This is a genomic window from Blautia massiliensis (ex Durand et al. 2017) (genome assembly GCF_001487165.1).
Lineage (GTDB): Bacteria > Bacillota > Clostridia > Lachnospirales > Lachnospiraceae > Blautia_A > Blautia_A fusiformis.
This window is the reverse complement of record NZ_LN913006.1, coordinates 2160460-2185368: the sequence shown is the minus strand read 5'-3', so window position 1 is coordinate 2185368 and position 24909 is coordinate 2160460. Positions and strand designations below refer to the sequence as shown.

28 protein-coding genes are annotated in these 24909 nt (G+C 42.7%); 16 read left to right on the top strand and 12 right to left on the bottom strand.

The window, feature by feature from the left end:
• Positions 1–3: 3 nt before the first annotated feature.
• From BN3261_RS11050 to BN3261_RS10995, 12 genes are all read right to left on the bottom strand, one after another.
• Positions 4–1008, bottom strand: a complete 1005-nt coding sequence (locus BN3261_RS11050; RefSeq protein WP_055227208.1) for a bifunctional lytic transglycosylase/C40 family peptidase — start codon at positions 1006–1008, stop codon at positions 4–6.
• Positions 1005–3380: a CD3337/EF1877 family mobilome membrane protein gene (locus BN3261_RS11045; RefSeq protein ID WP_059086258.1), complete on the bottom strand. Its 2376-nt coding sequence runs from the start codon at positions 3378–3380 to the stop codon at positions 1005–1007. Before BN3261_RS11045 ends, BN3261_RS11050 begins: the two co-directional genes overlap by 4 nt.
• Complete coding sequence (locus tag BN3261_RS11040) at positions 3380–5830, bottom strand: conjugal transfer ATPase TcpF (RefSeq protein WP_055227204.1); 2451 nt, start codon at positions 5828–5830, stop codon at positions 3380–3382. Before BN3261_RS11040 ends, BN3261_RS11045 begins: the two co-directional genes overlap by 1 nt.
• Complete coding sequence (locus BN3261_RS11035; RefSeq protein ID WP_055227202.1) at positions 5814–6206, bottom strand: conjugal transfer protein; 393 nt, start codon at positions 6204–6206, stop codon at positions 5814–5816. Before BN3261_RS11035 ends, BN3261_RS11040 begins: the two co-directional genes overlap by 17 nt.
• A gap of 93 nt (positions 6207–6299) precedes the next feature.
• Positions 6300–6788, bottom strand: coding sequence for an antirestriction protein ArdA (locus BN3261_RS11030; protein ID WP_055227448.1), 489 nt, complete (start codon positions 6786–6788; stop codon positions 6300–6302).
• A 25-nt stretch (positions 6789–6813) separates the two neighbouring features.
• On the bottom strand, positions 6814–7308 hold the full coding sequence (locus tag BN3261_RS11025; protein WP_055227446.1) for an antirestriction protein ArdA: 495 nt from the start codon (positions 7306–7308) through the stop codon (positions 6814–6816).
• Between the two features lie 73 nt (positions 7309–7381).
• Complete coding sequence (locus BN3261_RS11020; protein ID WP_011861920.1) at positions 7382–7888, bottom strand: superinfection exclusion B family protein; 507 nt, start codon at positions 7886–7888, stop codon at positions 7382–7384.
• Between the two features lie 185 nt (positions 7889–8073).
• Positions 8074–8295 carry a hypothetical protein gene (locus BN3261_RS11015; protein WP_002570387.1) on the bottom strand — a complete coding sequence of 74 codons (222 nt, stop codon included), beginning with the start codon at positions 8293–8295 and terminating at the stop codon, positions 8074–8076.
• A 51-nt stretch (positions 8296–8346) separates the two neighbouring features.
• Positions 8347–9570 carry a MobT family relaxase gene (gene mobT / locus BN3261_RS11010; protein WP_059086929.1) on the bottom strand — a complete coding sequence of 408 codons (1224 nt, stop codon included), beginning with the start codon at positions 9568–9570 and terminating at the stop codon, positions 8347–8349.
• A gap of 151 nt (positions 9571–9721) precedes the next feature.
• Positions 9722–11119, bottom strand: coding sequence for an FtsK/SpoIIIE domain-containing protein (locus BN3261_RS11005; protein WP_059086257.1), 1398 nt, complete (start codon positions 11117–11119; stop codon positions 9722–9724).
• Between the two features lie 35 nt (positions 11120–11154).
• A complete protein-coding gene (locus tag BN3261_RS11000) occupies positions 11155–11532 on the bottom strand; it encodes a YdcP family protein (RefSeq protein WP_055227198.1) in 378 nt (125 codons plus the stop codon).
• A 21-nt stretch (positions 11533–11553) separates the two neighbouring features.
• The gene (locus tag BN3261_RS10995; RefSeq protein ID WP_025580204.1) at positions 11554–11868 is read right to left on the bottom strand and encodes a YdcP family protein; all 315 of its coding nucleotides are present in this window, start codon (positions 11866–11868) and stop codon (positions 11554–11556) included.
• A 1178-nt stretch (positions 11869–13046) separates the two neighbouring features.
• Between BN3261_RS10995 and tnpA the strand changes: the two genes are divergently transcribed.
• From tnpA to BN3261_RS10920, 16 genes are all read left to right on the top strand, one after another.
• Entirely contained in the window at positions 13047–13445 is a 399-nt protein-coding gene (gene tnpA, locus BN3261_RS10990; protein WP_059085159.1) for an IS66 family insertion sequence element accessory protein TnpA, read from the top strand.
• Between the two features lie 14 nt (positions 13446–13459).
• Positions 13460–13810: an IS66 family insertion sequence element accessory protein TnpB gene (gene tnpB / locus BN3261_RS10985; protein ID WP_199874089.1), complete on the top strand. Its 351-nt coding sequence runs from the start codon at positions 13460–13462 to the stop codon at positions 13808–13810.
• Positions 13811–13876: 66 nt separating this feature from the next.
• Positions 13877–15412, top strand: coding sequence for an IS66-like element ISRob1 family transposase (locus BN3261_RS10980; protein ID WP_059085161.1), 1536 nt, complete (start codon positions 13877–13879; stop codon positions 15410–15412).
• A 335-nt stretch (positions 15413–15747) separates the two neighbouring features.
• A complete protein-coding gene (locus tag BN3261_RS10975) occupies positions 15748–16092 on the top strand; it encodes a hypothetical protein (protein WP_059086256.1) in 345 nt (114 codons plus the stop codon).
• An 83-nt stretch (positions 16093–16175) separates the two neighbouring features.
• Positions 16176–17126, top strand: coding sequence for a coiled-coil domain-containing protein (locus BN3261_RS17970; RefSeq protein ID WP_235812372.1), 951 nt, complete (start codon positions 16176–16178; stop codon positions 17124–17126).
• A gap of 4 nt (positions 17127–17130) precedes the next feature.
• Positions 17131–17505, top strand: coding sequence for a TnpV protein (locus tag BN3261_RS10965; RefSeq protein ID WP_059086255.1), 375 nt, complete (start codon positions 17131–17133; stop codon positions 17503–17505).
• Positions 17506–17692: 187 nt separating this feature from the next.
• Positions 17693–18280, top strand: a complete 588-nt coding sequence (locus BN3261_RS10960) for a helix-turn-helix transcriptional regulator (RefSeq protein WP_059086254.1) — start codon at positions 17693–17695, stop codon at positions 18278–18280.
• 161 nt (positions 18281–18441) lie between these two features.
• A complete protein-coding gene (locus tag BN3261_RS10955) occupies positions 18442–19497 on the top strand; it encodes a helix-turn-helix domain-containing protein (RefSeq protein WP_059086253.1) in 1056 nt (351 codons plus the stop codon).
• 127 nt (positions 19498–19624) lie between these two features.
• Positions 19625–19873, top strand: coding sequence for a type II toxin-antitoxin system prevent-host-death family antitoxin (locus tag BN3261_RS10950; protein WP_005333597.1), 249 nt, complete (start codon positions 19625–19627; stop codon positions 19871–19873).
• A gap of 1 nt (position 19874) precedes the next feature.
• Positions 19875–20174, top strand: a complete 300-nt coding sequence (locus BN3261_RS10945) for a type II toxin-antitoxin system RelE/ParE family toxin (protein ID WP_059086252.1) — start codon at positions 19875–19877, stop codon at positions 20172–20174.
• A gap of 42 nt (positions 20175–20216) precedes the next feature.
• Entirely contained in the window at positions 20217–21254 is a 1038-nt protein-coding gene (locus BN3261_RS10940; protein ID WP_059086251.1) for an SIR2 family protein, read from the top strand.
• Positions 21244–22314 (top strand): DUF262 domain-containing protein, encoded by a 1071-nt coding sequence (locus BN3261_RS10935; RefSeq protein WP_059086250.1) that lies wholly within the window; start codon positions 21244–21246, stop codon positions 22312–22314. Before BN3261_RS10940 ends, BN3261_RS10935 begins: the two co-directional genes overlap by 11 nt.
• A 332-nt stretch (positions 22315–22646) precedes the next feature.
• The gene (locus tag BN3261_RS17740) at positions 22647–22802 is read left to right on the top strand and encodes a hypothetical protein (RefSeq protein WP_173754063.1); all 156 of its coding nucleotides are present in this window, start codon (positions 22647–22649) and stop codon (positions 22800–22802) included.
• A 40-nt stretch (positions 22803–22842) separates the two neighbouring features.
• Positions 22843–23064 carry a hypothetical protein gene (locus tag BN3261_RS10930; protein WP_059086249.1) on the top strand — a complete coding sequence of 74 codons (222 nt, stop codon included), beginning with the start codon at positions 22843–22845 and terminating at the stop codon, positions 23062–23064.
• 113 nt (positions 23065–23177) lie between these two features.
• On the top strand, positions 23178–23951 hold the full coding sequence (locus BN3261_RS10925) for a NifB/NifX family molybdenum-iron cluster-binding protein (RefSeq protein WP_059086248.1): 774 nt from the start codon (positions 23178–23180) through the stop codon (positions 23949–23951).
• Between the two features lie 208 nt (positions 23952–24159).
• Entirely contained in the window at positions 24160–24870 is a 711-nt protein-coding gene (locus BN3261_RS10920; protein WP_021652660.1) for a sulfite exporter TauE/SafE family protein, read from the top strand.
• Positions 24871–24909: the final 39 nt, after the last annotated feature.

Here is a 24909-nt window from a genome sequence, read left to right as displayed (position 1 = left end):
TTCTTATTGTTTGATTCGTCCGGCTCCGGCAAGGTGCTGTTGCCAGTAGGAGCCTGTCAGGTCTGCGTAACCAATGGGATTTCCGGCATGGTACATCCGGTTATTTCCCACATACAGCCCCACATGGGTGATGTAGGTTCCAGCATTGTAGGTGGAATGGAAAAAGACCAAATCCCCTGCTTTTGCTTCGGACAGGGGGATATGCTGCGTCACATTGTACTGTTCCTGTGCTGTCCGTGGCAGGGTGATTCCTGCCTTGCCATAGCACCACTGCACCAGTCCCGAACAGTCAAAGGAAGTGGAGGGGGAATCGCCCCCGTACACATACGTCCAGCCCTCATACTTTAAGGCTTCCTCCATGATAGCCTGTACCGTTTCATCATCAAACTGTGCCACGGTCAGGTATTGCGATACCAAGAGGACATAGAACATATTTCCATAGGAATACCGCCAGCCCCCGTTTTTCTCTACGGCAACAGGGTTGGTGTAGGTGACTTTCTTTCCGCCGGATTTGTCCCTTGCAAAGCTCTCTGCCAGTTCAAAGGTGTATTTTTTCCCACGTCCTGCCACATAGTCTAGGAAACCGCCGCCATAGTTGTAGGACTGAACCACACTGTTTAAGTCACAGCCCTTTGCTTCTGCCGCTGCGAGCAGTTCCGAGAAATATTTGCAGCCCTGTTTGATGGATTCCTCTGTACTAAGGGAGTTCGGGGGAAGCCCCAGAGATTCCGAGGACTGCATAACGTCTTCCAGCGTGCCGCCGGATTCCACCTGAATGATGGCGAGCAGCACATTTAAGTATTCCTCTATGCCATATTCCCTTGCATACTTTTCCAGCATAGGCTTATGGGCGAGGACTTCCTGTGATACGCTCACGCCCCCATAGATAAGGTTTCCGCCGCTTCCTCCGTCTTCCTCATCCGAGAAGACAATCACCACCAAAAGGAGCAGGGAGAACATCATCACGAACACGCCGGAACAGGCAAAGAAAAGGTGTCTTAACTTCATGGCTTCTCCCCTTTCTTCTGTTTGGACGCCGCTGTTACTGTTTTTGTCCACTCCTTTCTGGCGGTGGTACGCCGGATGGTAAAGTTGGATTCTTTTACCGCAGGGGCAGCCCGTTTTCTTTCCGGTATCACAGGAGCCGTATCATTCTGGACAGGTCTTGTCGGAGGGGGAGCAGCAGGTGTAGTAGTTGTCTTTTGTCTTTCATCTGGTTTGTCTGGGGAAGCCGGAGGGTCTATCTGGCGTTCTGTCCTTACAGGCGGCGTCTGTTCATGGTGGATGGAAGCCGCTTTTACCACCGGAACCGAAGACCGTTCTGCCACAGTTCCCCCATAAGAAACCTGTCCCCGTTCCCTGATGGATGGGGAAGTTGGCTGTATAGCTGGCTTTCCTGTATGAGAGGTATCTGCATGATGTCGGAAATCTTCCGGCTGCTTTGCAGTAACAGGGCGTTCATGGACAGGAGCCGCCCCTTTGGGTACTTCGGAAGCTGTCTTTTGCGGCTGTTTTGCCTGTTCCAGTTCCGCCATGCGTTCTGCAATGGTCTGTCTGCGGCTTTCTGCCTGTGCGTTCCGCTGTTCGGTTCTGGCAGTTCGGGTCTGGGTCACGCTGGAAGTAAAATCCCGTACTCCCTCTGATACCTGTGTTTTCCTGTGGTAAAGAGCGTACTTTGCATTGACAGGCAAATCCTTTGCCTGCTCCCGAAGCTGTCCGGCAGTATCGGCTATCTTATCTTTGGTATCTGCCACCGCACCTACCGCAGAACCAGCCCGTTTCCATGCGGATTCCTTTTCCGGTGCTGCCTGCCCATCTGGTCTGCTGTGGTCTGCCTGTGTCCGTTTGGAAGAACCGGAGCTGGAAGCAGTTCTCTGGTCTGAGCCAGCCTGTTTTCCTGCGTGGTAGGCAGCCGTACCAGCCCCAAGAGCCGCCACAGAACGTCCTAACTTATGCTGTAAACGGTGCATATGGGCGTGCATGAGCATACGGGGTCTTCGCATGATACGGCTCCCCATGCTTTGGGAATCCCCACTTTGTAAGGAGAACATCCCCATCAAATCCCCCAGCTTGAAATAAATTCCGGCAAAGGTCACTATCTGCAAGAACGCCGTTAGGAAGAACGGATATTCCCCAGACAGGTTGTAGAGCATGGTGGAAATGCTGAACGCTACCGTGATAATCAGGGTGATTCCGGCTCTGGTAAGGATGGTATTGAACAGTTTTGTAATGGCACGTTTGGACATCCCCTCAAAAGAGGGAACCATGCTGAGGAGGAAGCTCACAGGCAGGAACATGGCGTAGATGATAAAAAGCACCTGTGAAAAAATCATTATCCCCGTGAGTAGGAATACAAAAACGGAGATACCGATATTGAACATAAACAGGAAGAATACGGTTCCCAAGCGGTTGATGGTTTTTGTGATGGTAAGGTTGGTGTTTTCCCTGTCTTCGATTTCCTCCACCACGATTTCTTCCCTGTCCTGCCCGTTGTTTTCGTCTGGGCTGGTTGAGAGCAGGCGTTCCACGCGGTCAGCCCCAAGGTTTTCCACATCCGAGTTGCCGTATTGCAGCAGGAGCCACGGCTGCTTGACCTGTATGGAAAACAGGCTGTCCCGTATCAAATCTACGCTGTCTTTTCCTTGACTTTCCGAGTTCGGCAGCACAATCTTTGTGCCAAGGGTCAGGCTGGCATTGCTGATGTCTGCGGAAAATTCATTGATTTTCCCGATATAATCAGGAGCATAAGCGATAAAGGCAGCGGACAGCACGAACACCACCACGAAATTCACAACGGCATGGATGGCTTTTGTGGTTTCCCGTTTGATAAGCCCTGTGTAGGCAACGTAAATCCCCACCACCAGAATGAGAATCAGCAGGAACCCGATATAAAATCCCTCCGAGGACAAGCCGCCTGTGGTAACGCCTGCAAGGGTCTGCATATTTTTCCCAATGGAATCCGCCGTAGAGGAAATGAAGTCCAGCGAGTAGGCTTCCTGAATCAGATACCCCGTGGCGTTGGAAAGGTACAGGCTGATTGTCCAGATAAAATTTGTGATGGCATACAGCCCGTACATCACCTGTTTTCCGATACCGTCCAGCCAGTTCCACGGGAGCCAGTCCCATCCGCTGTCCACATAAAAATCAAGCTGGTAGTTGTCCAGAGGATATTTGCTGTATTCGTTGGCAGCGTCCACCGTATCATCCACCAGTCCGGCAGCATGGGCGGCTGTGCCGAAGACTGCCAGCAGCAGGAGGATGAGCAGGAGTGCCAGAAGCACCCTGCCAATCACTTTTCCTGCCATCTTCCAAGACAATCTCTTTTTTGCGTGATGGGGAACAGGGAGTTGCTGCCCGTTGGAAGTTCTATGTATCACCATCATTCCACCTCTTTTCTCACGGGCGGTCTGGTATCAAAGGCATGGAACAGGTCTTCAAAGATAGGATGGAACTGTATCACTCCTACACGCCCGTACAAATCACTGATAAGGCACTGTCCGTTTTCCAAGTCACGGAGCCGCTTCTGGTTGTTTTCATCTTCGGAATCTACCCCGAAAAAGGCGAGGGTCTTCTTGATTTCGTTGATGTCCGTGGAACGGAACGCAAACTTCAAGCCCAGATTGTTTTTCAGCTTTTCATCCAGCAAATCGTCCGTGTTCTGGGTGACAAAGTAAACGCCTGCGTTCATGGCACGTCCGGCACGAACCAGCTTCATAGAGAGGGTCTTGCCCTGTGCTACCTGTAAGAAGCTCCATGCTTCGTCCAAATCCACAATCTTAAACACGCTGCGGTCGGTGTGGATGAAGTCGAGGGCAAAGGTGCTGATTACAATGAGCATTGCCACGGAAAGCAGCTCCATTGTGGTGTATTCTTCAAATGAGGTTTCCTTATCCGGCAGCACCAAATCCGCTACCTGAATGATATTGAGCTGCTTTTCAAGGCTGATGGACTGTGTGACATCCCCATCCGAAAAGAGCAGGTGTGCAAAGTCATAGTCCGTAAAGGATTCGATATGGTCGGCTATGCTGGTGCTGATGGTGGTTCCCTCCGCCCGAAGTTCCTCAATCACTTTGAAAAGTCCCCGTTCCTCACTGTTTGTCACCGCACGAATGGCTTTCCGAAGAACAGGGAACTTTTCCCCGTCACGGCTGGAAATGCCCGTTAAAAAGGTCAGGATGTCGATTGCCAGTGATTCGGAATCCTTTGGGTTCTCCATAATCACATACGGGTCGAGTAAGCCCCTGTTCTGTTCCTCCGAAGTCAGGTTTACGATATTGATTTCATGGGCGATTTCCGGCAGGGTTTCTTTCCAGCGTCCCCGTTCCGCTTTCGGGTCAACAATGAGTGCCTGTGCCCCAAACAATACGGAATAATAGACTATCATGTTGTTGCTGAATGATTTTCCGCCGCCGAGGGAGCCGACAAAAGCGGCAGCAAGGGCGTTGGTGACGGAGCCTTTTACCCCTTGACTGGCAAGGGCAGGCTTTAAGTACACATTTCTTCCTGTATCAAGGCTGTACCCAATATAAATACCCTCCGGTTCCCCCAACATCTGGGTTGCCCCAAATCCAAGACCAGCGAGGAAGTCGCTGGTGACATACTGGATGTAATCGTTCAGATACCGTTTGCTGGCAGGGAGAAATTCCCCATGCAGCCCCAGCATATCCCCAAAGGGGCGAACCAGCTTCACGTTCAAATCATCATAAAAATCTTTCACCTCATTGCAGCGGCGTTTCAGTTCCTCCAAGTCGGGAGCCGTCACACGCACTACATAGGACAGTTTGTACATGGATTCCTTGCTCTGGTCTAAGGTGGATTCCAGTTCATTTACGCTGTCTAAAGCGTCCACCACGTTTGTACTGGTTTCACTGTCATTCTGCCATGCGTGGTTGTCCAAATCTTTCAGCTCTTTTTTCTTGTTCCGTACCGTGGAGAGGGCTTTCCGGTTTGTGACAATCTCCACATTCATAGAGGTATCAATGGGAAAGGTAAATTGCTGCTGCTGATAGTAAAAGATTTCCGAGGATGGAAAGTCCAGTTCCCCCACAATGCTGTTGATGGTAAAGTAGGCGGCATAAACTGTCCCGTCTTCCTGTTCGATTTTCAGATACCGCTGGTTTTCCTCTATCAGACAACGGGTGGGTTTGATGAGGTCATAGTATTTCACCAGCGTTTCCTCCTGAAACCGCTTCTTCGGAAGGTAATACTCATAATCTTCGTAGGCGGTTCCGGTCTGCCCGTATAAATGCTCAATCAGATAGCCAAAATCGTCCTTATCAAGCCGCCGGACTTTAAAGCGGCGTGAGATTTTATTTTCCAGCAGTTTTTCCATCTTCTGAAACCGCCAGATTTCCTCATTGCTCATGGAAACAAAATCCCCCATGAGCTTGTGGTTGACTTCATGGAGGAAGTCGGAAACAGCGGTCTTTGCTTCCCTGCGAAACTGCTTCATGGTGACTTCCTGCTCATTGACAAGCAGCTTAAAGCCGATAAAAAAACGGTAGTCCACCTGATTTTCCCCTATCATGGAAATGAGGGCTTCGGTCTGTGCGTCAATCTTTGCACAGGCAACGTCCTTTAGCTTGCCTGTCACTTCCTGTTTGGAGCGTTCCTGTGCCGCCCGTATGCTGGATTCCGTGCTGATTTGCAGGGCGTGAATCTTCCCGTCCCTGTTCTGGGCGATAAGCTGCCGGAATGAATCGTGTACCTGATACTTCTGTTCAGGGCTTAAAAAGGAATAGTTGTAGGGAAGCAGTTCATAGTAAGCGAAGCACTCCCCGTCATGGTTGAACACAAGGTTATTTTCGATATACTTAATCGGATATGCCATAAATATCACTCCTTACTGCCGTGATGGGCTGTGCCGGATATTCCTTTTCCAGCTTCACGGGCTTTCCTGCATAGGTCAGTTTCGGGCGTACCAGATATGCCAGTACGGATTTCAGGAAGCCATAAGGCTTTTTCCCGTCAAAGGTTTTCTGGCACATGAACCAAGTGAGGGCAGAGGGTACGCCGAAGTATTTCAAAAATGCCCCGTCAATGAACGAAAGGGGAGGGAGGTTCCCTAAGAGTATCACTGCAAACACCGATACCACGAACCACGCCATCTGCGTAAATGTGATGGGGAATGGCAGCTTAAAATCATTGATGGAATAGAGTACCTTTTCCACCGACCAGATACTGGTATAGCTTCGTATTTTCTTCATGTTGTCCGTCCTTTCTAAAAGATGGGGGCAGCAAACGAGCTGCCCCTGAATCAAAAAATCCGCCTGTATTTCCTGAAAGAGATACAGACGGGTCTACCGTAAGATTTCATATACGCCGTGGTTTGTGACAACAAAGGTTCCCTCCAATTCCATGTCACGCCCATAGGCGGCGTAGTCGATATAGTTTTGTAAGTGTGCCGGAAGTTCGCCAAGCTGTCCGCTTTCTTCCAGATAGCAGCGAGCCACATCCGCCATATCATCACAGCCGGAATGGCAGATAATATCGTCTTCATGCTCACAGAGTTCTTCGATACTGCCAAAGTAGGATTGCAGCTCTGATAGTTCCTCCTGAATGTACTCCGGTAAGTCCTCCACCATTTCACACAGGCGGTTGACTTCTTCAATGGGGGTATATTCGTCAATCTCAAAGGGCAGCTCATAATCATGGATGGCGTATTCCTCATATTCATCATTCAAACCGATACGTTCCTTGACTTCCTCAAAGTCCACAGGCGGCGTGAACCATGCCCCGACCAGTTCGCCCTCATTGTATTTTCCTAAGTTGGCAATGTAAATCCGCATTTCCTCCAAGTTCTTCTACCTCCTTTTAGCGGTAATAAAAGATACCATTGTCCGTAAACAGGTAGTTTTCGCTGGTTTCCAGTTCCCGACCAATGGCAGCGTAGTCGATATGGTTCAACAGGTCTGGATGTACTTCTCCAAATAGCTGTACCTCCTGCACCAGATAACGGGCGAGGGATTCCCCGTCCTGCACCGGATAGCAGCGTATCTGGTCTTTGTGGTCGATAAATTCCGTAAAGCTGGGAAACCACCGCTTTTGTACCACATCCATTTCATAATAGAGGGGCGTTCCCTGCATTTCCTGTACCATCCGGCAAAGGGCGTTGATTTCCCAGAGCCTTGTGTTGCCCTCCAATGGAAAGGGCAGCTCATAGTCTTCAATTTCGATTTCTTCCTCACTCTGAACCCCAAGACGTTCCCTGATTTCTTCAAAATCCACAGGGCAGGAAAACCATGCCCCAGGATATTCCTCAAAATCTTCATGGTAAAACCGTGTGGTGTTCAGGATGTAGATTCTCATTTCCTCAATCAGTATCACGTCCTTTCTTAGAACAAAAAATGGCAACTAACTTTGTTTGTCAGTTGCCATTTTTCTAATAAAATATTCGCTTTAATTCTTCATCACTATTGATTTTTTTAATTACCCAAGGTTGTAAAAAATAATTGATTTGTGGGTCTAACATACTTACTAAATGAGTTTGTCCGGCAGGGGTTAATATTTGTAAATGTTGAAGTTCTATTACTAATCCATTGTTCATGGGTAATGGCAGGGTGTGAGTTGGTTCACGTAAAAACTCCCGAATGATTGTCACCTGTTCTGGTGTCATATTTTTCAAATATTTAATCTGAGCAGTTCCTAATCTCTTAGAAGCATACTTGTCATAAAAGAAATGAAAAATTTTAGATAGTAATAAAACGATTAGTAAAGCTGTGGAAATCACAAAAACAATGCCTATTGTAAAACCATATTTTTCTCGAAAATTTATAATATAAAACTTTTGGGCTAACTTTTGAGGCAATAATAATAATGTACCACTGGCAATAGATAAAGCTCCTAAAATGTTCGGTGGTAATTTCAAAAAATCAATAAAATCCTTCATACATTTCCTCCACTTTCAATTACTATTAAAGAAATTATACCACCATTCTTAGTTTATCTCAATTATCATACACTATCATATTACATCTTCTTTCTTTTGGGGAGTTACGCTCCCCAAGCCCCTAGTGGACTTCCGCCATGAAGCAATCAGAGCTTGCTCCATAACGGAAGTGTAAAATGGGTTTCCTATGCACCGATAATCTTATTGAACAGTTCCAGTAAGATGTCCTTTACACCGTCCGCATTGAAGACCAGACCGACCGCTACGAGGGAAACTACTAAAAAGCCGATAAGTTTGGAAAATTCCCTCTTAAATCCGAGGTACAGTCCAATCACCACGATTGCCAGCAGCACAAGGGACTGGGCGTTGGATAAAAACCAGTTGTAAAGATTCTGTCCGAAATTCATAAAAGCTCCTTTCTTTCCTGTAAGATTTCTTAGGTTCTAAAATTGCCGCCGTTAAAGCACCACCTCCTTTGCAGCGGCGGCTTGCTGCTTCAGGATTTTTTCATGCTTCTCCGTCAGCCTTGCATGGGTGATGATGTCATGGACAATCTGGGTGTGGTTCATCTTATCCAGACGGAGAGCCAGCTTTAACGTGGGGGCTACCTGATGGGAGAGCCAGTGCAGGGTGCGTTCAAAGGAATAGGGTTCCGGTTTGGTTGTCAGTTTCAGGCTTCCCCTGTGTTCCCCCATAAACCACGCCCATTCCTTATTGATACGCCAGTCAGAACGGGGCTTCGTATCGTCCCTGTCCACGAACCGGACATAGCGGTTGATGATTTGAAACGCTGTCCGTTCTGGATTGTCATGTTCTAACAGGTCACGGATGGCGTAAAAGGCACGCTCATTTTTCAGCCGGATTTCAAAGCGGTTCTTTACCTCTGCGTCCGCAATGGGAATATCGTGCTTTTTGTACTGCTCATAGTCTTTTTCATAAATGCAGAAGTACACCTCACTTTGGAGGGAGCCGATATACAGGGTGTTCCCCATACATTCTTTTTCCCCACTCCGTACCAGTTCACCGCTGCGGTAGCTTTTGAAGCTGCGGAAGACCGAGATACATTCCTCATTCCGGCACTTCTCTGTCAGATGGGGAATGTTCAGGATTCCTGTTTTGTCATTGATGGCAAGGTCAAGCCGCTTCATCACGCCGTCCTCCATGAGAACGTCCATAAAAAACTCATACCAGCTCCGTTCCTGTGCCAGCAGATAGCTTTCAAACTGGCGGCAGCCACGCCCTTTCAGTTCCAGCAGCACCCCTTTTTCCAGCTCCGGCGATACTAGAACGAAAATATCCCCCAGATAGTAATGCTCTGTGTAAGAGTAGAAGCCGTAGTCTTCATGGATAAAGTAGGGGAGTTTTAACCGCAGCACGTCTTCCACGATATGCTTCACATCCGTAGTAGGAAAGCGAATCCGAACATAGTCAAAGAGCATTTCAAGGGGATTGTCTGGATTGAAGCGTTCCAGAGCTTCTGAGATGGCTTCCTGTAATGCTTCGGATGGGTGAGCCTTGCTCGTTTCAATATCGCTCAGGTACGGACGGGTGATTCCGGCAGCTAACGCAAGTTTCTGTTGTGAGATGCCGTAAACTTCCCGTTTTTCTTTGATGTCCTGTACCCATGTTTCTTCATTCAGTGAAAATCCCTCCTGTCTAAAAAAGCGTATGTCAACTTTCAGAGTCTTGTTGACATACGCCGGATATGGGAGAATCCCTTGTGTATCGTGGGATTCTGCCCTGTTGTTTGATTGTTGCCTGTCGATTTGTACCCCTCTGTTAGATACGAGGGGTTCATGCTGGCGTGCCTTGCGGCACACCAGCCACAGCAGGTCAGTCCGTTTCTGCGGCTTTCGCTTCGCACGCCGCCTGCACTTCCTGCCTGCTGTCTATCAGTTTTTTTATTTCTTTGAGGAAATCGTGTCCTTTTGGCACAAGGGGCGTGTAAAATTCCGAGATAACGCTGGTTCCCACATCCACATAGCCACGCCCTTTTATCTGCTTTAGGAAGAACTCCTTTGTGGTTTCCCCGAACATCATCCCATAGCCCATTTCCGACATCCGCCCCAGAGCCACACGGAAATTAAACTGGTCACGGATTCCGTCCCCCAGATACTTTGCGTCTGGACGCTGGCAGGCGAGAATCAGGAAGAAGCCAGCCTGCCGCCCAAGCATAACGATTTGTTTTAATTTGTTGAGGACAGCGGCATTTTCCTTTGTGCCGAGCATTTCCATAAATGCCACATATTCATCAAAGATAAGGAAATTTGCAGGAAGCCCCAGATAAGCGTAATTTTCCCCTGTCCGGTAATTCTCCATGAGCTTCATGTCTTCGCTGCGTTTCATCATTTCTTCATAGAAACGGTCAATGCAGTCGAGCATATCTTCCTTTTTGTAGTACACATCCGGCATAACCGCCTGTAAATCCGCAAGGTCGGCGTTCTTTGGGTCTAACACGAACAGGACGGCGTTGGTGCGGAGCAGGGCTTCAATGAGGGTCAGGATGAAGTAGGTCTTTCCGCCGCCGGTTCCTCCGGCAATGAGCATATGGGGGAGCTTGTCATACTCCCACCAGACATTTTCCATGAGCCGGAGCCTGCCGTCCTTTGCCTGTACATCCTCAATGGAGATACGGTTCGCAATGGTATCATAGAGCAGGGTGTACTCCACATAGGAATCCTTTAATTCCTTATCCGTCAGCTCACAGTACAAGCCGCTTTCCAGCTTTCTCTCCAAGTTTAAGAGCTGTTCCTGATATTTCCCCAAGGTGATTTCCACACGGATATGGAGCAAGCCTTGTTTCATCCGGTAGTAGATTTTGGGAAAGTAAGTGATGGTTTCTTTGGAACGGCTGGAAGACAAGTCCTTGAAAAAAGCGTCCTCCTTTCTCTGCTCCGATTCATACCACTTGTTTTCCAACACCATCCTTGCCAGCTTTTGGCGGTGGATGAGCTGCTTTACTTCATCCCTGCGGTATCGCCAGAACAGAAGAACTGCTGTAAGGCACACCAGCCCTGCCACGCCCATGCTAAATAGCAGATAAGGGATATTTACATCCTGTACTATCTGGGAGAGGGACACTTCCTGCCAGTTGGTTCCGGCAATCTGCCCGATATGAAACAGCAGGACAACCAGCAGGAAGACAGGGAGCAGAGAAGCAAGGGCAGTATAGAATACAAGGTCTTTATCCGTGGGACGGATACGTTTTCCACGGGGGAAAAGCTGCTTCATAGGAACAATCCTCCTTTCGTTTTTTTATGTTCCTGTTATTTTGCAGGGGGAACGTCTTTCTTTGGTGGCTGCGGATTCATGGCAGCCCCTTTTTTCAGAACAATATCCTCCGCCTTGATGTACCAGTCTACCTCTGCTCCCTGAAAGGTAGCCGTTGCCACGGTATCTGCCACAGGATTGATAAGTTCCACCTCTGCATTGTAATCGAACTCCTTTAATGGCACGCTGGCAGGGATGGAAACCTGAATCATACGCCCCTGTCCTCTGGATTTTAAGTCATAGGTACGCTCCTTGATTTCTTCTGATACCGAGCCGTCTTCATTCTGGAGGTGAACCTCACGGCGGAGGGCAGAAAATTTCAATGCCCCGAAAGTTGCTTCCTTGTCAATCACGATTCCGTTTGCTAATCTCATAGTCTGATGTCCTCCTTTTCCTTATGCTTTTACCATATCGTCAGCGTGCAAAATGTAGTTGGTAAAGCCCCTTGTGCCGATTTTATAGCCCTCTGCGGTGATACGTGGATTGACGAGCTTCACACGTTCCTCAAAGTCAAAATGTTTTTCTCCGGCTTCGGCAGGGAGGATAACCACAATATCATCCGCCCTCTGTACGTCTGAATAAAGATTGAAGCTGCGGGAGAGTACCGTCATGCGTCCATTGATTCTTCTCTGTTCTGTCTTGTCTTCTCCGGCAAACTCCAAGTTGCCGAATGTCTTTTCCATGTTGGGGATAACGAATTTTAATTCCATATAGATATACCTGTCCTTTCTGAATGTTGTGTTTGATGGTTAGTTTTAGGTTCCGGTTTGAAAGTCGGAGGTGAACGCTCCGGCGGTGGTGATTTCTTCGTGGTATCACATCCTTTCTGGGACTATTGAAGAAATTACAGGGTTGTGATATTATCTAGGTGTTAAAAATTAAATCGTCATGGTTAGGATTGTTAGCTTGTGTTTTTTCATGTAGCTCTGTCATGTACTCCCAACAACTTAAAAGTAGATTTCAGTGGAGATTTATAATATCAGGAGGTACGCTTATGACAATAATAACAACTGTAAAAAGCATTATGGTGGGCGACGGAATTTCTGGGAATTTTTGCTAAAGTGTGCAGGGGCAATGGAAAAAATTACGGCTGGCATGACATGAAGAATCCGGGAGGGTCAAATCTCCAATTCCCATCGGGGCTGTTTTCAGCCCCATTTAATTTTGAAACAAAAAATAGACGCCCATTGTTGAACGTCTATTTTGGGATGATATTGAGGTTTGCTGGTCTATCTTATAAAATCTGAATGTACTTCGATTGCATTTTTATTGCATTTTTAATTTGTTTTCATATAGATTTTAGTGGTTGATAGTTCCTGAAAATGCCTTAAAATCAATGATTTTCACTTATATGGCATACTGTCTGTCTGGAGTTTGAATAGTTAAAAATTATCACAGGGCAAAGGCTTTTATCCAGTTTCAGGGTAAAAGTATCATCCTGTGAAAAAATGAAAAATAAGTTAGATTAAAGAATGACCTTGATGGTCTGGAATATCCAGACTGTCAGGGTCTTTTTTCTTATCTGGCAGCAGTTTTCTAGGATTTGAAAAGTGGAGAAAAGCCTTATTTTAAGGGATTTTAGAGGTCTGGAAAGTGACATGAAATTTTAATTTTATGAGGACATCTAAAAACGGAAGCAATAAGAATATAAAAGAAAGTCTGGATACAATTTCTGTTATTTTGGGAAGAAAAGTTTAATGATTTAACTACTCTGAAGGATAAAAACTTTGCCCCGAAACAGAATGAAAGAGATTGCCCTTTGACACAGAGTATTGTAAGCGTCCAATAAGAGGGTGTATCGAAATTTCTGGCTGTTGCATGTAAACTATTGATTAGAGTTTTGGGAGTTGACTCTAAAAACTCTAAATCTAATCTAAGGAGCAGGCTTATGAATCTTTCTTCTTTGACTCCAGACAAACAGGTGAAACTTCAATACTGGCTGGATGTAATACGGCAATGCAGGGCCTCAGGACTGACAAATCAGATCTGGTGTGAACAACACGATATCTCTTTGAAAAGTTATTATTACTGGCTTTCCAAAATTCGAAAGCTTGCCCTGGAAGAAGTGCCCCGTAAGAAAAACGGCATCCACATGTGTACAGACCAACAGTCAACTGCTTTAACGGAATCCCCGGCTGAGTTTGCGGAGCTTTCACTTCCGGACAGAAACATTTCCCGTTCCACTCCTGCAGCCATACTTCATATCGGATCCATAACAGTGGAACTTTATGAAGGCACATCTGCCCAGATGCTGGAAAACATTCTGAAAGCCGTGCAGTCATGTTAGGAGATCTTTCCCATGTGGAGAAAATCTATATCCGATGCGGCTACACCGATATGAGGAAGCAGCTCAATGGCTTGCTGGATATCATCCAGTACAACTTCAAACTGGATCCTTACAGCAATTCCTTATTCCTGTTCTGTGGAAAGAGGGCTGACCGGATCAAAGCAGTCCATTACGAGGAAGACGGTTTCTGCCTTTTATACAAACGGTACGAAAACGGACGTCTCCAATGGCCGCGGACCGGCGAAGAAGCAAAACAGATTTCTGATCAGCAGCTGCGCTGGCTTCTGGAAGGTTTGAACCCGGAGCAGCCAAAGGCGGTTCAGAAATGGCTCCCGCATAAGTCTGAAAATACTGAAAATCCTTAGAAATGCTGGGAAATCTGACGATTCTATGTTATAATAATCCTATCGAAACGAAAGGGTTTTCAGGTTATGTCAGCTACGGAACAGGAGTATAAAAATCATATCAAAGAACTGGAACAGCAGGTCCGGCTCCTGAAAGAGCAGGTTGATTTCCTGACCCGTAAACTTTATGGAACAAAATCCGAGAAGACATCTACTCTCGAAATCGAGGGGCAGATGTCTCTTTTTAATGAAATCGAAACCTGTGCGGATCCTGATGCACACGAACTGGAGCTTGTTGAGATAGAGAAGCACCTACGTAAAAGGAAGTACACCGGTCAGCGGGAAGAACTGGTAAAAAATCTCCCTCACAGCAAAGTACTCCATACCATAGATGAAAGGGAACAGATATGCGATAACTGCGGGAGTACGATGGTGAAAGTAGGGGAAGAATTCGTCCGCACAGAAGTACAGTTTATCCCTGCAAAACTCAAGGTGATTGACCATTACCGGGAAACGTATGAATGCAGGTCATGCCGGAAAAACGGAACTCTTTATATGGAGAAGGCTCCGGTGCCATATCCTCCCGTCCTGCATTCTCTGGCATCTGCATCTACCATCACCTGGCTCATCCACCAGAAGTTTGAATTAAGCATCCCGCTGTACAGACAGGAAAAAGAATGGGAGGCTTTGGGATTACGTTTAAGCAGAGCGACTATGTCAAACTGGCTTCTGGTTGTCTATCGGGACTGGCTTATACACATCGTCCACCGTCTGAAGCTGGAACTTCTGAAACAGAGATACCTTCATATCGATGAAACACATGTACAGGTGCTGAAAGAACCGGGACGGAAAAATACGTCCGATTCCTATATGTGGGTTTACTGCAGCATCAGAGATGCCGTAAATCCCATCCGCTACTTCGAGTACCAGCCGGGACGAAGCGGGAAATATCCGGAAGCGTTTCTGAGGGAATATGAAGGTTATATCCATACAGACGCTTACTCCGGATACAATGCAGTTTCAGGAGTAAAAAGATGTCTTTGCTATACGCATCTGCGCCGGGCTTTCGTGGATGCGCTCCCAAAAGACATCCATAATTCGGAAGCATCAAAAGCAGCGGAAGCAATCCTCCGTCTGAATCAACTCTTTAACATAGAGTCAGAGTTGGAGGCGCTCCCTCCTGATCAGAAGAAAAAAGAACGTCTTATCCGCGAGAAACCGCTTCTCGAGGCTTTTTGGTCATGGGCAGAAAAAAGTGCCATCGGAGAGCTGCCGAAATCCAAACTTTCAAAAGCTTTTCATTACGCCTTAAATAACCGCGAAGGTTTTTGGAATTATCTGGAAGACGGGAATTGTTCCATCAGTAATTCGCTTGCGGAAAACTGTATCCGTCCCTTTGTGATCGGCAGAAAGAACTGGCTGTTCTCCGGCAGTCCGAAAGGGGCGGAAGCCAGTGCAGGAATCTATACACTGGTAGAGACAGCGAAAGCGAATGGGCTTGCCCCGATGAAATATATAAAATATATCCTGTCCGACATGCCGGGGAGTGCTTTTCTTGAACATCCTGAATATCTGGATGATTATTTGCCTTGGAATCCTCTTGTAAAAGAATTCTGTCGATAACCGTTGACCTTTTAGTATAAAAGGCTGACGGTTATTTTTCTATACACTGTTTTATTTGACGCTTACAGAGTATTTGCTATTATCCGTTTTTGGGAAAATCATAAATCAAATAAAAACCTCTGAAAACCCAGTAAAATCAATACTTTTAAGCAATTTCTCATTTCCCCAGAAAGAATGTTTTTGGGAAGAAAAATCCCTAGAAATACGTTTTTGGGAGATTTAATCTGTTTTTGGGAACATTTTTGGGAAGATATTCCCCCCATTTTGGGAAAATCAATCCTCATTCTGGGAAAGAAATTATTTCTGGAAATTGCACAATATCAGGAGGTGCTACTATGTGTAAGAAAGGTTACAAAGGAAGATGTGAGAAAAAGGATTTAAGCAAGAGTCAGGAAGTATGCAGAACATACGATGCAATACAATCCACCTATGCAGATATTCTTCAGAATGACAACAGTATACAGGAAATCAGATGCAATGTGTTGTTAGACGGTTTAGCGGAGGGAGCTTATACCTCAGACTTTGTTTGTGTCAAAGCAGATGGAGATTTGATGGTCAGGGAATGTATTTTTAGAAAATTCCTTACAAAACCTATGACAGTAAAGCTTCTGGATGCTTCAAGAGACTACTGGTTAAAACGTGGTGTGTCAGATTGGGGGATAGTCATTGATGAAGAATAATACTTTGCAGAGAAATAATACCTTACAGAATAATTCTTTTCCAAACAATCAGCTATTATGTAACTGGTTGGAAAGGGAAAGGAATGGATACCAGGGTTTCACTGAAGCAGGCATTAAAAAGCCTGGGATTTCAAGGTGGGAACAAACACGATACAGAGTTGAATCAGTGGATTAACCATGAAAAAGAATTGCTTGCAGAGATTGCCCGGCAGCATGGAATTGAATGGGAGCAGAAAGGGACACATGAGGAACATCTAGATGTTTATAATTTTAAGAAGAAAGAGCGTAAAAAGGAAGTACAGGCACTGGAACAGGAGAAAGAATATCTCACTGCTGAGAATGGAGGACTGATTGCACAGATTGCGGAAGTAAGAGCTGATATCCAGCTTTTAAAAGATGATAAGGAGCAGGCAGTTAAAGATAAAGAGGAAGCTGAGAAGCGTGCGGAAAAAGTCGAGAAAGATCTGCACAGCCTGGAAGAACGCAGAGAACGATTGCAGCCTGTTATGGATAATGTCAGTGCGGAAATAAAGGAATATGGGACTGTGAAAACTTTACTTCCGGAAGCTGGTACATTAGAACGTGCTACAACTTACCGGGATAAAAAGATAAAACCACTGTTTATCCAGATGAAAAATAAAATTGCTGCAATGGCTGCCCAGGTCAAAGAACTTACCAAAGAAGTAGAAAAATGGAAACACAAATATCAGGAAACAAAGCAGGCATATAACCGAGTACAGAGAGAGCTAGATACAGCATGTGAAGAAAAACAGCAGTTATCTGAGGAAAAGCAACAATTGCAGGATGTTTCCGACAGATATGACCGGGTAGTGCGTGTTCTTGGGGAAAATGTTGTAGAGGATGCGGTACAGCAAGATATACAGGAGCAGAAAGTATTAGAAGAAAAAAGACAAATGGAGCAAATGCCTCAAGGAAGTATTCACGAAAGACTGGCCTGGGGTGCCCGAAAGAGTGAGATGGAGAATCAACAGCGTAAGAAAAATAAAACAAAAAACAGAGGAATGGAGAGATAAGACAATGAAAAAGCACATTTATGATGAAAGTAATGGATTAAGCTATACACTGCATGGAGACTATTACCTGCCGGATTTGGCAGTGAATGAGGAAGAACCGACATATGGTAAATATGGAATGCTGCGGAAGCAGTTCCTGAAAGAGCATAGACCGGCACGATATCAGTATTTATTGATGACGGGGGAATTGACAGCACATTTAAATCGAGTTGATCAGGAAGCTAGGGAACAGGTAGAAAGCCTAATGAAGCAGATGGCAGAAAAACAGGGTGTGACAGAACAAGTGAAAATACAGGATCAGATGAAATGGGTTGGTTTAATGAATGGCATCAAAGCCTGTGCGGAAGAAATTGTGTTGAAAGAGAGGGTATATATGTGAGTCGAAAGGCTGCTCTTTACAAAGATGAAAATAAAAATTGCTGAAAAGGCATGAGTGTTGTAGTGTAAAACTCTTTTGACATTGTGTTTTCCGTTAAGTAAAATATCTTTGATAGACAGATAATGAAAAAATGATTATTCTTGGCTCAGATCAAGAGAACAAATTACTTGCGAAGGGAGGAAATTATATGGAGCTGAGTATACAGATAAAAAAATACCGAACAGAGCTTCATCTATCACAGGAGGAATTGGCAGAAAAGGTATATGTAACAAGACAGACAATTTCTAATTGGGAAAACGAAAAGAGTTATCCTGATATTCATAGCTTGTTACTTCTTAGTTTATTGTTTAATGTATCTCTCGATCAATTAATTAAAGGAGATATAGAGAAAATGAAAGAAATTATTAGCGAGCAAGAAATTAAAAAGTTTAATTATTATGGTTCCATCTATACAGTTCATTTGGCCGTGTTGATTATATCGGCAGTACCTTTGTTTATGTGGCTCGGAAGGTATGCGTATATTCCGTTTGGGATTTTATTTATTATTACACAGTACTGGGCGTTAAAGGTTGAAAAACTAAAAAAGAAAAATGATATACAAACCTATAAGGAAATTGTTGCATTTACGGAGGGAAAAAAATTGGATGAACTTCATAAGGCAGTTGAAGTGGGAAAACGTCCTTATCAAAATATATTAAAGGTTATTATCAGTGCGGGTGTTACAGCGATGATTTGCTTCTTAATTGGAGTACTGATGCACTTATTCTTGAATTAATTAAATTTAAGGATATTTTGATTTGTAGAACTATAAAATAGAGCATTTTCTCGCGGATTTTAACCGGTAGTTAAGAAATCGAAGCCATAATTAAACGAAGGCTCAATTGTAAACACATATTAGAAATACTATAATGAGAATATAAACAGGAGGTAGGAACAATGCAAATTGGTGAGAAGATAAAAAACTATCGGAAAACTGCGGGATTAACACAAGAACAGGTGGCGGATTATTTGGACGTTTCTACTCCTGCGGTAAATAAATGGGAAAAAGGAAACACATATCCAGATATATCATTACTTCCGGCAATTGCTCGATTATTAAAAATTGATATGAATGAACTATTTTCATTTCGTGAAGAATTGACAGAAAAAGAGATTGGACAATTTGTGAATGAGCTTTCGGAAGTTTCATTGGATAGCTTTATAAAAGCTTTTGAGATGGGAAAAAATAAAATAAAGGAATATCCTCATTGTGATTCGTTGATTTATTCAATTGCTACTGTTCTAAATGCGGCGCTAACTTTATCCGATGTCGATGATGAGAAAAAGTTGGAATGCAATAATGTGATTGTTGAATGGCTGGAACGAACTGCTGAAAGTCCGAATGAAAAGGTAAGGATTTCCAGTATTTTTATGCTTGCGGCCAAATATATACAAATGGAAAAATATAAAGAAGCAAATATCTTTTTGGATAAAATTCCAGATACTGTGATAGATGCCACAATTATGAAAACGAATGTATTAGCACACCAGGAAGGGACAGATGTTGCAGCGTTCTTTTTAGAGGGAAAACTGATGCAGACAGTTACGAATATACAAAACTATCTGTATAAGTTGATAGAAATGGAAGAAGAAACCGGAAATCATTGTAAAGCAGAGAAGATTGCCGAAATCACAGAACATATGGTATCGTTATTTGGTCTGTGGGATTACGGTAAAGTAGTACCATATCTATTGATTGCCGTGTATCGAAAGGATGTAGAAAAATGTATTCAGTTGATAAAAGAAGTGCTGATGGAGTCACAGAAGCCATGGAAGATGGTGGAATCACCTTTATATTACAGATATGCGGATACAGTACAGGGAAAGTCTTTTTCAGGCGTTGGAAATAATTTTGTTCGTGCATTAGCTACAGAAATTGAAAATAAAGAAGAGTATGAATTTTTGAAAGGAAATAAAGAATTGGAGGCGTTTTTTTCTCAATATTTGAAATAGATTGCGATAAAAATATATAGAAATGATAAAATAAAAGCTGTAAAAATCTACGTTGAATTTTACAGCTTTTCGTGTATAATAAAAGTAGAAGAAACAATTTGAAATCAAAGGAAGGAGCTGAAAGAATATGGCAAATATTTTACCAGTATCTGATTTGAGAAATTATAATGAAGTCCTGAAAAATTGTCACAAAGGAGAACCGGTATATCTGACCAAAAATGGCAGAGGACGTTTCGTTGTCATGGATATTGAAGACTATGAGCGTGATCGTGCAGAGAAAAAGCTTCTGATGAAGCTGCAGGAAGCCGAAGAAGCAGTGAAAGACGGAGAAGGCTGGCTGGATCTGGATGAATTGAAAGCACTTGTGGGGGAATAAGATGTTAAAACTGCGGATCAATCCGATTGTTGCAAAGGATTTGAAAAATATTCGGGATTACATTGCTGAGGATAATGAAGAATATGCAGCAAAGACCATAAAGGAAATCTACGGTAAATTTGAAAACCTTCAGATGTTTCCTGGAATGGGGACGGATCTCTCCAAACGAGTCAGCTTTCGGACAGATTATAAATATGCGATATGGGAAGATTATGTGATTATCTATAAGGTCGGTAACGAATATGCAGAGATTTATCGTGTAGTTAATCGATATCAGGATATCACGAGAATCTTTGATTAAATAATTGAGAATGTCAACTAATGAAGAAATAGGAAAAGTGAAATGGAAAATTCATATATTGTATTGGGAAATGGTTTTTCCATTGATTTAGTTCAAAAAATGGAAAAAGCAGAGGAGATAGATCTGGCTAATTTATTTTCAAAAGGAGAACATGTTCTTTATCCAAAAACTAATACTAGAGGTTTTTTATCACGAAAATATACACCAGATTTATGGAATTTAGGTGCTAGAACATATATGTCATATGAAACGGCAACACAATTAGTAACAGATGTTATTACTTGTGCAAATGTATATAATTTGTCAGTGGAAAAAAGACCAAATGAAGAAAGAGACAGTTCTAATATTTATATTCACGCATATAGCGAATTGTCTTCTTATTTAAGATATTTATTTATATATTATGATTCGTTAGTGTCTGAAAAGGACCTAAAAAATATAATTGATGAAATTGAATTGATTCATTACATAAAGAATCGTGTGTCACGACAAAAGAAAGTATATATTATTACTTATAATTATGATGTGTTTTTAGAACGATTACTCAAGCTTGCGGATATTCCTTTTAGTATTTATGGATTTGATGATAGTAAAGCAGATGTGATTCTATTTAAACCACATGGTTCTATTAGTTTTTCTTTCAAAATCAAAATTCAAGAATATAGCCCATATAATATTAGAGATCTGATTGCTGAATCAATATCACAAAATTCTGCAGATTTTGAAATAAAGTATGACTTACAAGAAGATTATCCAATAGTAAATGCAATAATTCCTCCGGCAGGAGATGCAGAAAGATTTGGATTTGGATGGATAAAAGATATACGAAAGGGTATTGATGAAATAGTAAGTAAAAGTACTTCAAAAGATGAAATGATGATGTTCGGATTGTCTTATTGGCATGTGGATAGAAATGAACTTGATGAGATTTTACTTTCTTTAGACAACAAAATGGAAGTACGATTTGTTAATCCTAAGCCACCTACGGCGTTGGAGGCTGTATTAACCAGCCTATTTAAGAATTATATACACTTTAGTAACAGCAAGTTAATTGTGGAGGATATTGCAGATGGCGAGTAACAGATATTATAGAAAATCTACCTCTATTACAGTTTCTAATTTTTACGAACAGTATCAACTGGGAAAATATAGATTTGATCCACCATATCAGAGAGACATGAATGTTTGGGATATTGAACAAAAATCTTTTTTACTTGATACAATTTTTAAAAACTTTCCTATCCCCCCTATTTTTTTGGAGCAAAAAATAGATCCAGATACAGGAATAACCAATTACGATGTCATTGATGGAAAGCAAAGGTTATCTACGATTATAGGATTTATAAATAATGAGATACAATTACCGAGGGAATTTGGAAATGATATATATGGAAATAATATAATAAATGGTCTTTTATTTAATGAAATAAAGAAAATAGCAAAAGAAGATGATGAGATAAAGACTTTAGTTTCGGATTTTTGGGCTTATTCAATATCGGTAGAATATATAGAAAATCCGGACTATAAAATTGTAGATAGCATATTTGATCGGTTAAATAGAGAAGGAAGTAGATTAAATGCACAGGAATTAAGAAAAGCACAGTATTATGATACGTTGCTATATAATGATATTATTAGCTATAGAAATGATGAATACATGACAAAGTTAACGTATAAGCTAAATAAAAATAGAATGGAAGATGTAGGATTCATAACGGAGTTATATATAATGACTGTGAAAAATACGATTTTTGACGGTAATGAGAATGAAATAGATAAAGTGTTTGCAGATATTGTGGATAAGTATGATGAAGAATGTTCAATGTTTGTAAGGATGAAATTTGAAAAAATTTTAAATTTATTAAAAAAGTGGAACATAGACTATTCTGCATATAATATTGAGGGTGTTAGTCATTTATATGCATTATGGTACTTGGCATTGTATATAGATAATAATCAAATTGACGCAGATGACATATGTGACAAGATGAATATTTTTTACAGAAATTTACGAAGTGATAAAACGATACCACAAACAGTAATATATCAACAATCAATGCAATCTGCAAGTCGATCAAAGTCAGCACGTAAAAAAAGAATTAATGCTATATTAACATACTTGGAATATGAAAAATTATAAAGGAATTGATTGATAACAGAGATGTGATAACAATTTGATAACACTATTCAGTACAATCTATGGATTTAGGACAGTTGAACACATATAAAACTAAATAGAACCATAATGCCAATACTAAAAAGTATAGTGACAAGATTTTATTTGCGAATTCGAATAGTTGAAGTATTTTTTCGCACTGCCTTTTGACATTTTTTTCGTAACATCCCTTGTCAAAAACCACTGCATCCCATTTATCCAAACTTCTTCCGCCACGAGCAAAAAGAAGAAAAATAAACCCAAAAGAACTACCAAAAACCTTGTCTCAGGAGCAATCCTGGAACAGGGTTTTTTTAATGAAAAAAAGAGAAGAGAAACCCGAAAGAAACCTTAAAAAAGGCTTAACTAAGCCAAAAACCAGGCATCAAAGGTCTGTGAAAAAAAGAAAAAGAGATTTAAAAAGTGAACAGAAAAAAAGAGGGGCGCGGAAAGATTGTCCGAAAAAAGGATAAAAAAGGATAGTCTGTTGCAGCCGGATTATCTCGATATCTTATGGATAAAGCCTTCCCGGTTTTGACAAATGAAATTACGAAAAAAGTGTCAAAAGGGGTGCGAAAGGACATAGAGAAAAATAAAAAAGGCATTTTCGGGAGGCCTTTTTGGGAAGAAAGATTTTTGGGAATGCTGGATTTATGCGGGTTTCCGGCCCCCGGAAACTGTTTTTGGGAAGTGGAATTTGGGACGCTGCCAGAAGCAGAAGATGAAAAAGTGTAAAGATGTGGTTAAGTAATACTATTAGCTGAGCTATATGGACATATGTCAAAAATGTTATTGACATATGCCTTTTATAGAACTATTATATAAGAAAAGCAAGAAAGGAGCAGTTTATGCCGAGACCAGTAAAATGCAGAAAAGTTTGCCATTTCCCCAATGTTTTAGAATTCTTTCCGGCAGATGATACTGAGAAAAAAACACCTATTGTTCTGACGGTAGATGAGTATGAAACCATCCGTCTTTTGGACAAGAAAGGTTATAGTCAGGAGCAGTGCGCAGCATCTATGCAAGTCGCAAGAACAACCGTTCAACGAATTTATGAGATTGCCAGGAAGAAAATAGCAGATGCACTCATTGATGGATATCCGCTTAAAATTGAAGGTGGAGATTTCAAAATCTGTGATGGTCAGAGCAGTAATTGTGGACTTGGAGGATGTTACAAACAGGAAATTTACCAAAAATATGCAGCGGAAAAAGGAGAAGGTATCATGAGAATAGCAGTAACGTATGAAAATGGACAGATTTTCCAGCACTTTGGACACACAGAGACATTTAAGATTTACGATGTAGAGGAAGGAAAAGTAGTACATTCAGAAGTAGTAGATACCAATGGAAGCGGACATGGCGCATTGGCAGGAGTTCTTAAAGCATTGAATGCAGATGTTTTGATCTGTGGCGGAATCGGAGGCGGCGCACAGACAGCGTTAGCGGCAGCCGGCATTAAGCTTTTCGGAGGAGTTTCCGGAGATGCGGATGAAGCAGTAGAAGCTTTTATCAATGAAACACTGGAGTATAATCCGGATGTGAAATGTTCTCATCATGAGCACAGCCACGGGGAAGGACATACATGTGGCGAGCATGGATGTGGAAGCCATAGCTGTCATTAAGAAAAATAGTAAAAAATAATAATACAAAAGAATGTGTCAAGGTAATGGAGAAAGGCAACTGTTGACTTTTGCTTTTTAGCGTGCTAAAATCAAGAGTGTAGAAAAACAAAGACGTTTTGCAGTCATTATTGCAAAGCGTCTTTTTATTTTATCAGCAGTGATAAAGAGTGTGCGGTAAACAGATAATACAGAAAAGGAAGAATGCTCTATGAAAGAATTGTTATTTTTGCTTGTATTGTTTGTTTCTAATGTTATTCAGGCTATCACAGGGTTTGCCGGTACGGTATTGGCGATGCCGCCCTCCGTTTATTTGCTTGGGCTGGATCATGCAAAGGTGGTCCTGAATGTTATGGCCTGGCTGTCCGGACTGATGATCGCAGTGACCGGATATCGGCATATAAACTGGAAAGAATTGCTTAAGATGTCTGCGGTCATGTTGGTTGGAATGTTTGCAGGGATACAGATCTGCCGGATCGTGAAATCTGAAAATATTCTTCTGACAATATATGGAATCATAATCGTCGTAGTTGCATTAAAGAATCTGTGCATCCATACAGAGAAAAAACTTCCGGATCTCATTTTGTGGATAGTTCTGATCCTGGCAGGGATAATTCATGGTATGTTTGTATCAGGAGGGGCGTTACTTGTGATCTATGCAACACAGGTACTGAAAGAAAAAGAAGAATTTCGTGCGACAGTGGCCCCTGTATGGGTGGTGCTGAATTTTTTTCTGATGGTTACCCAGTTCAGGAGCGGCCTGGTTGGAACGGCAGATATTCGACTGATCTGTATCAGTATCCTGCCATTACTTATAGCTACATGGTTAGGTAAAAAGCTGGTATGTAAAGTATCTCAGAAGGTATTTCTGAATCTGACTTATATACTGCTTCTGATATCTGGAGTATCTTTGATCGTCTGATGCAGTTGATCACAGGAAGCTGCGGTGGAGAAAGGTGTA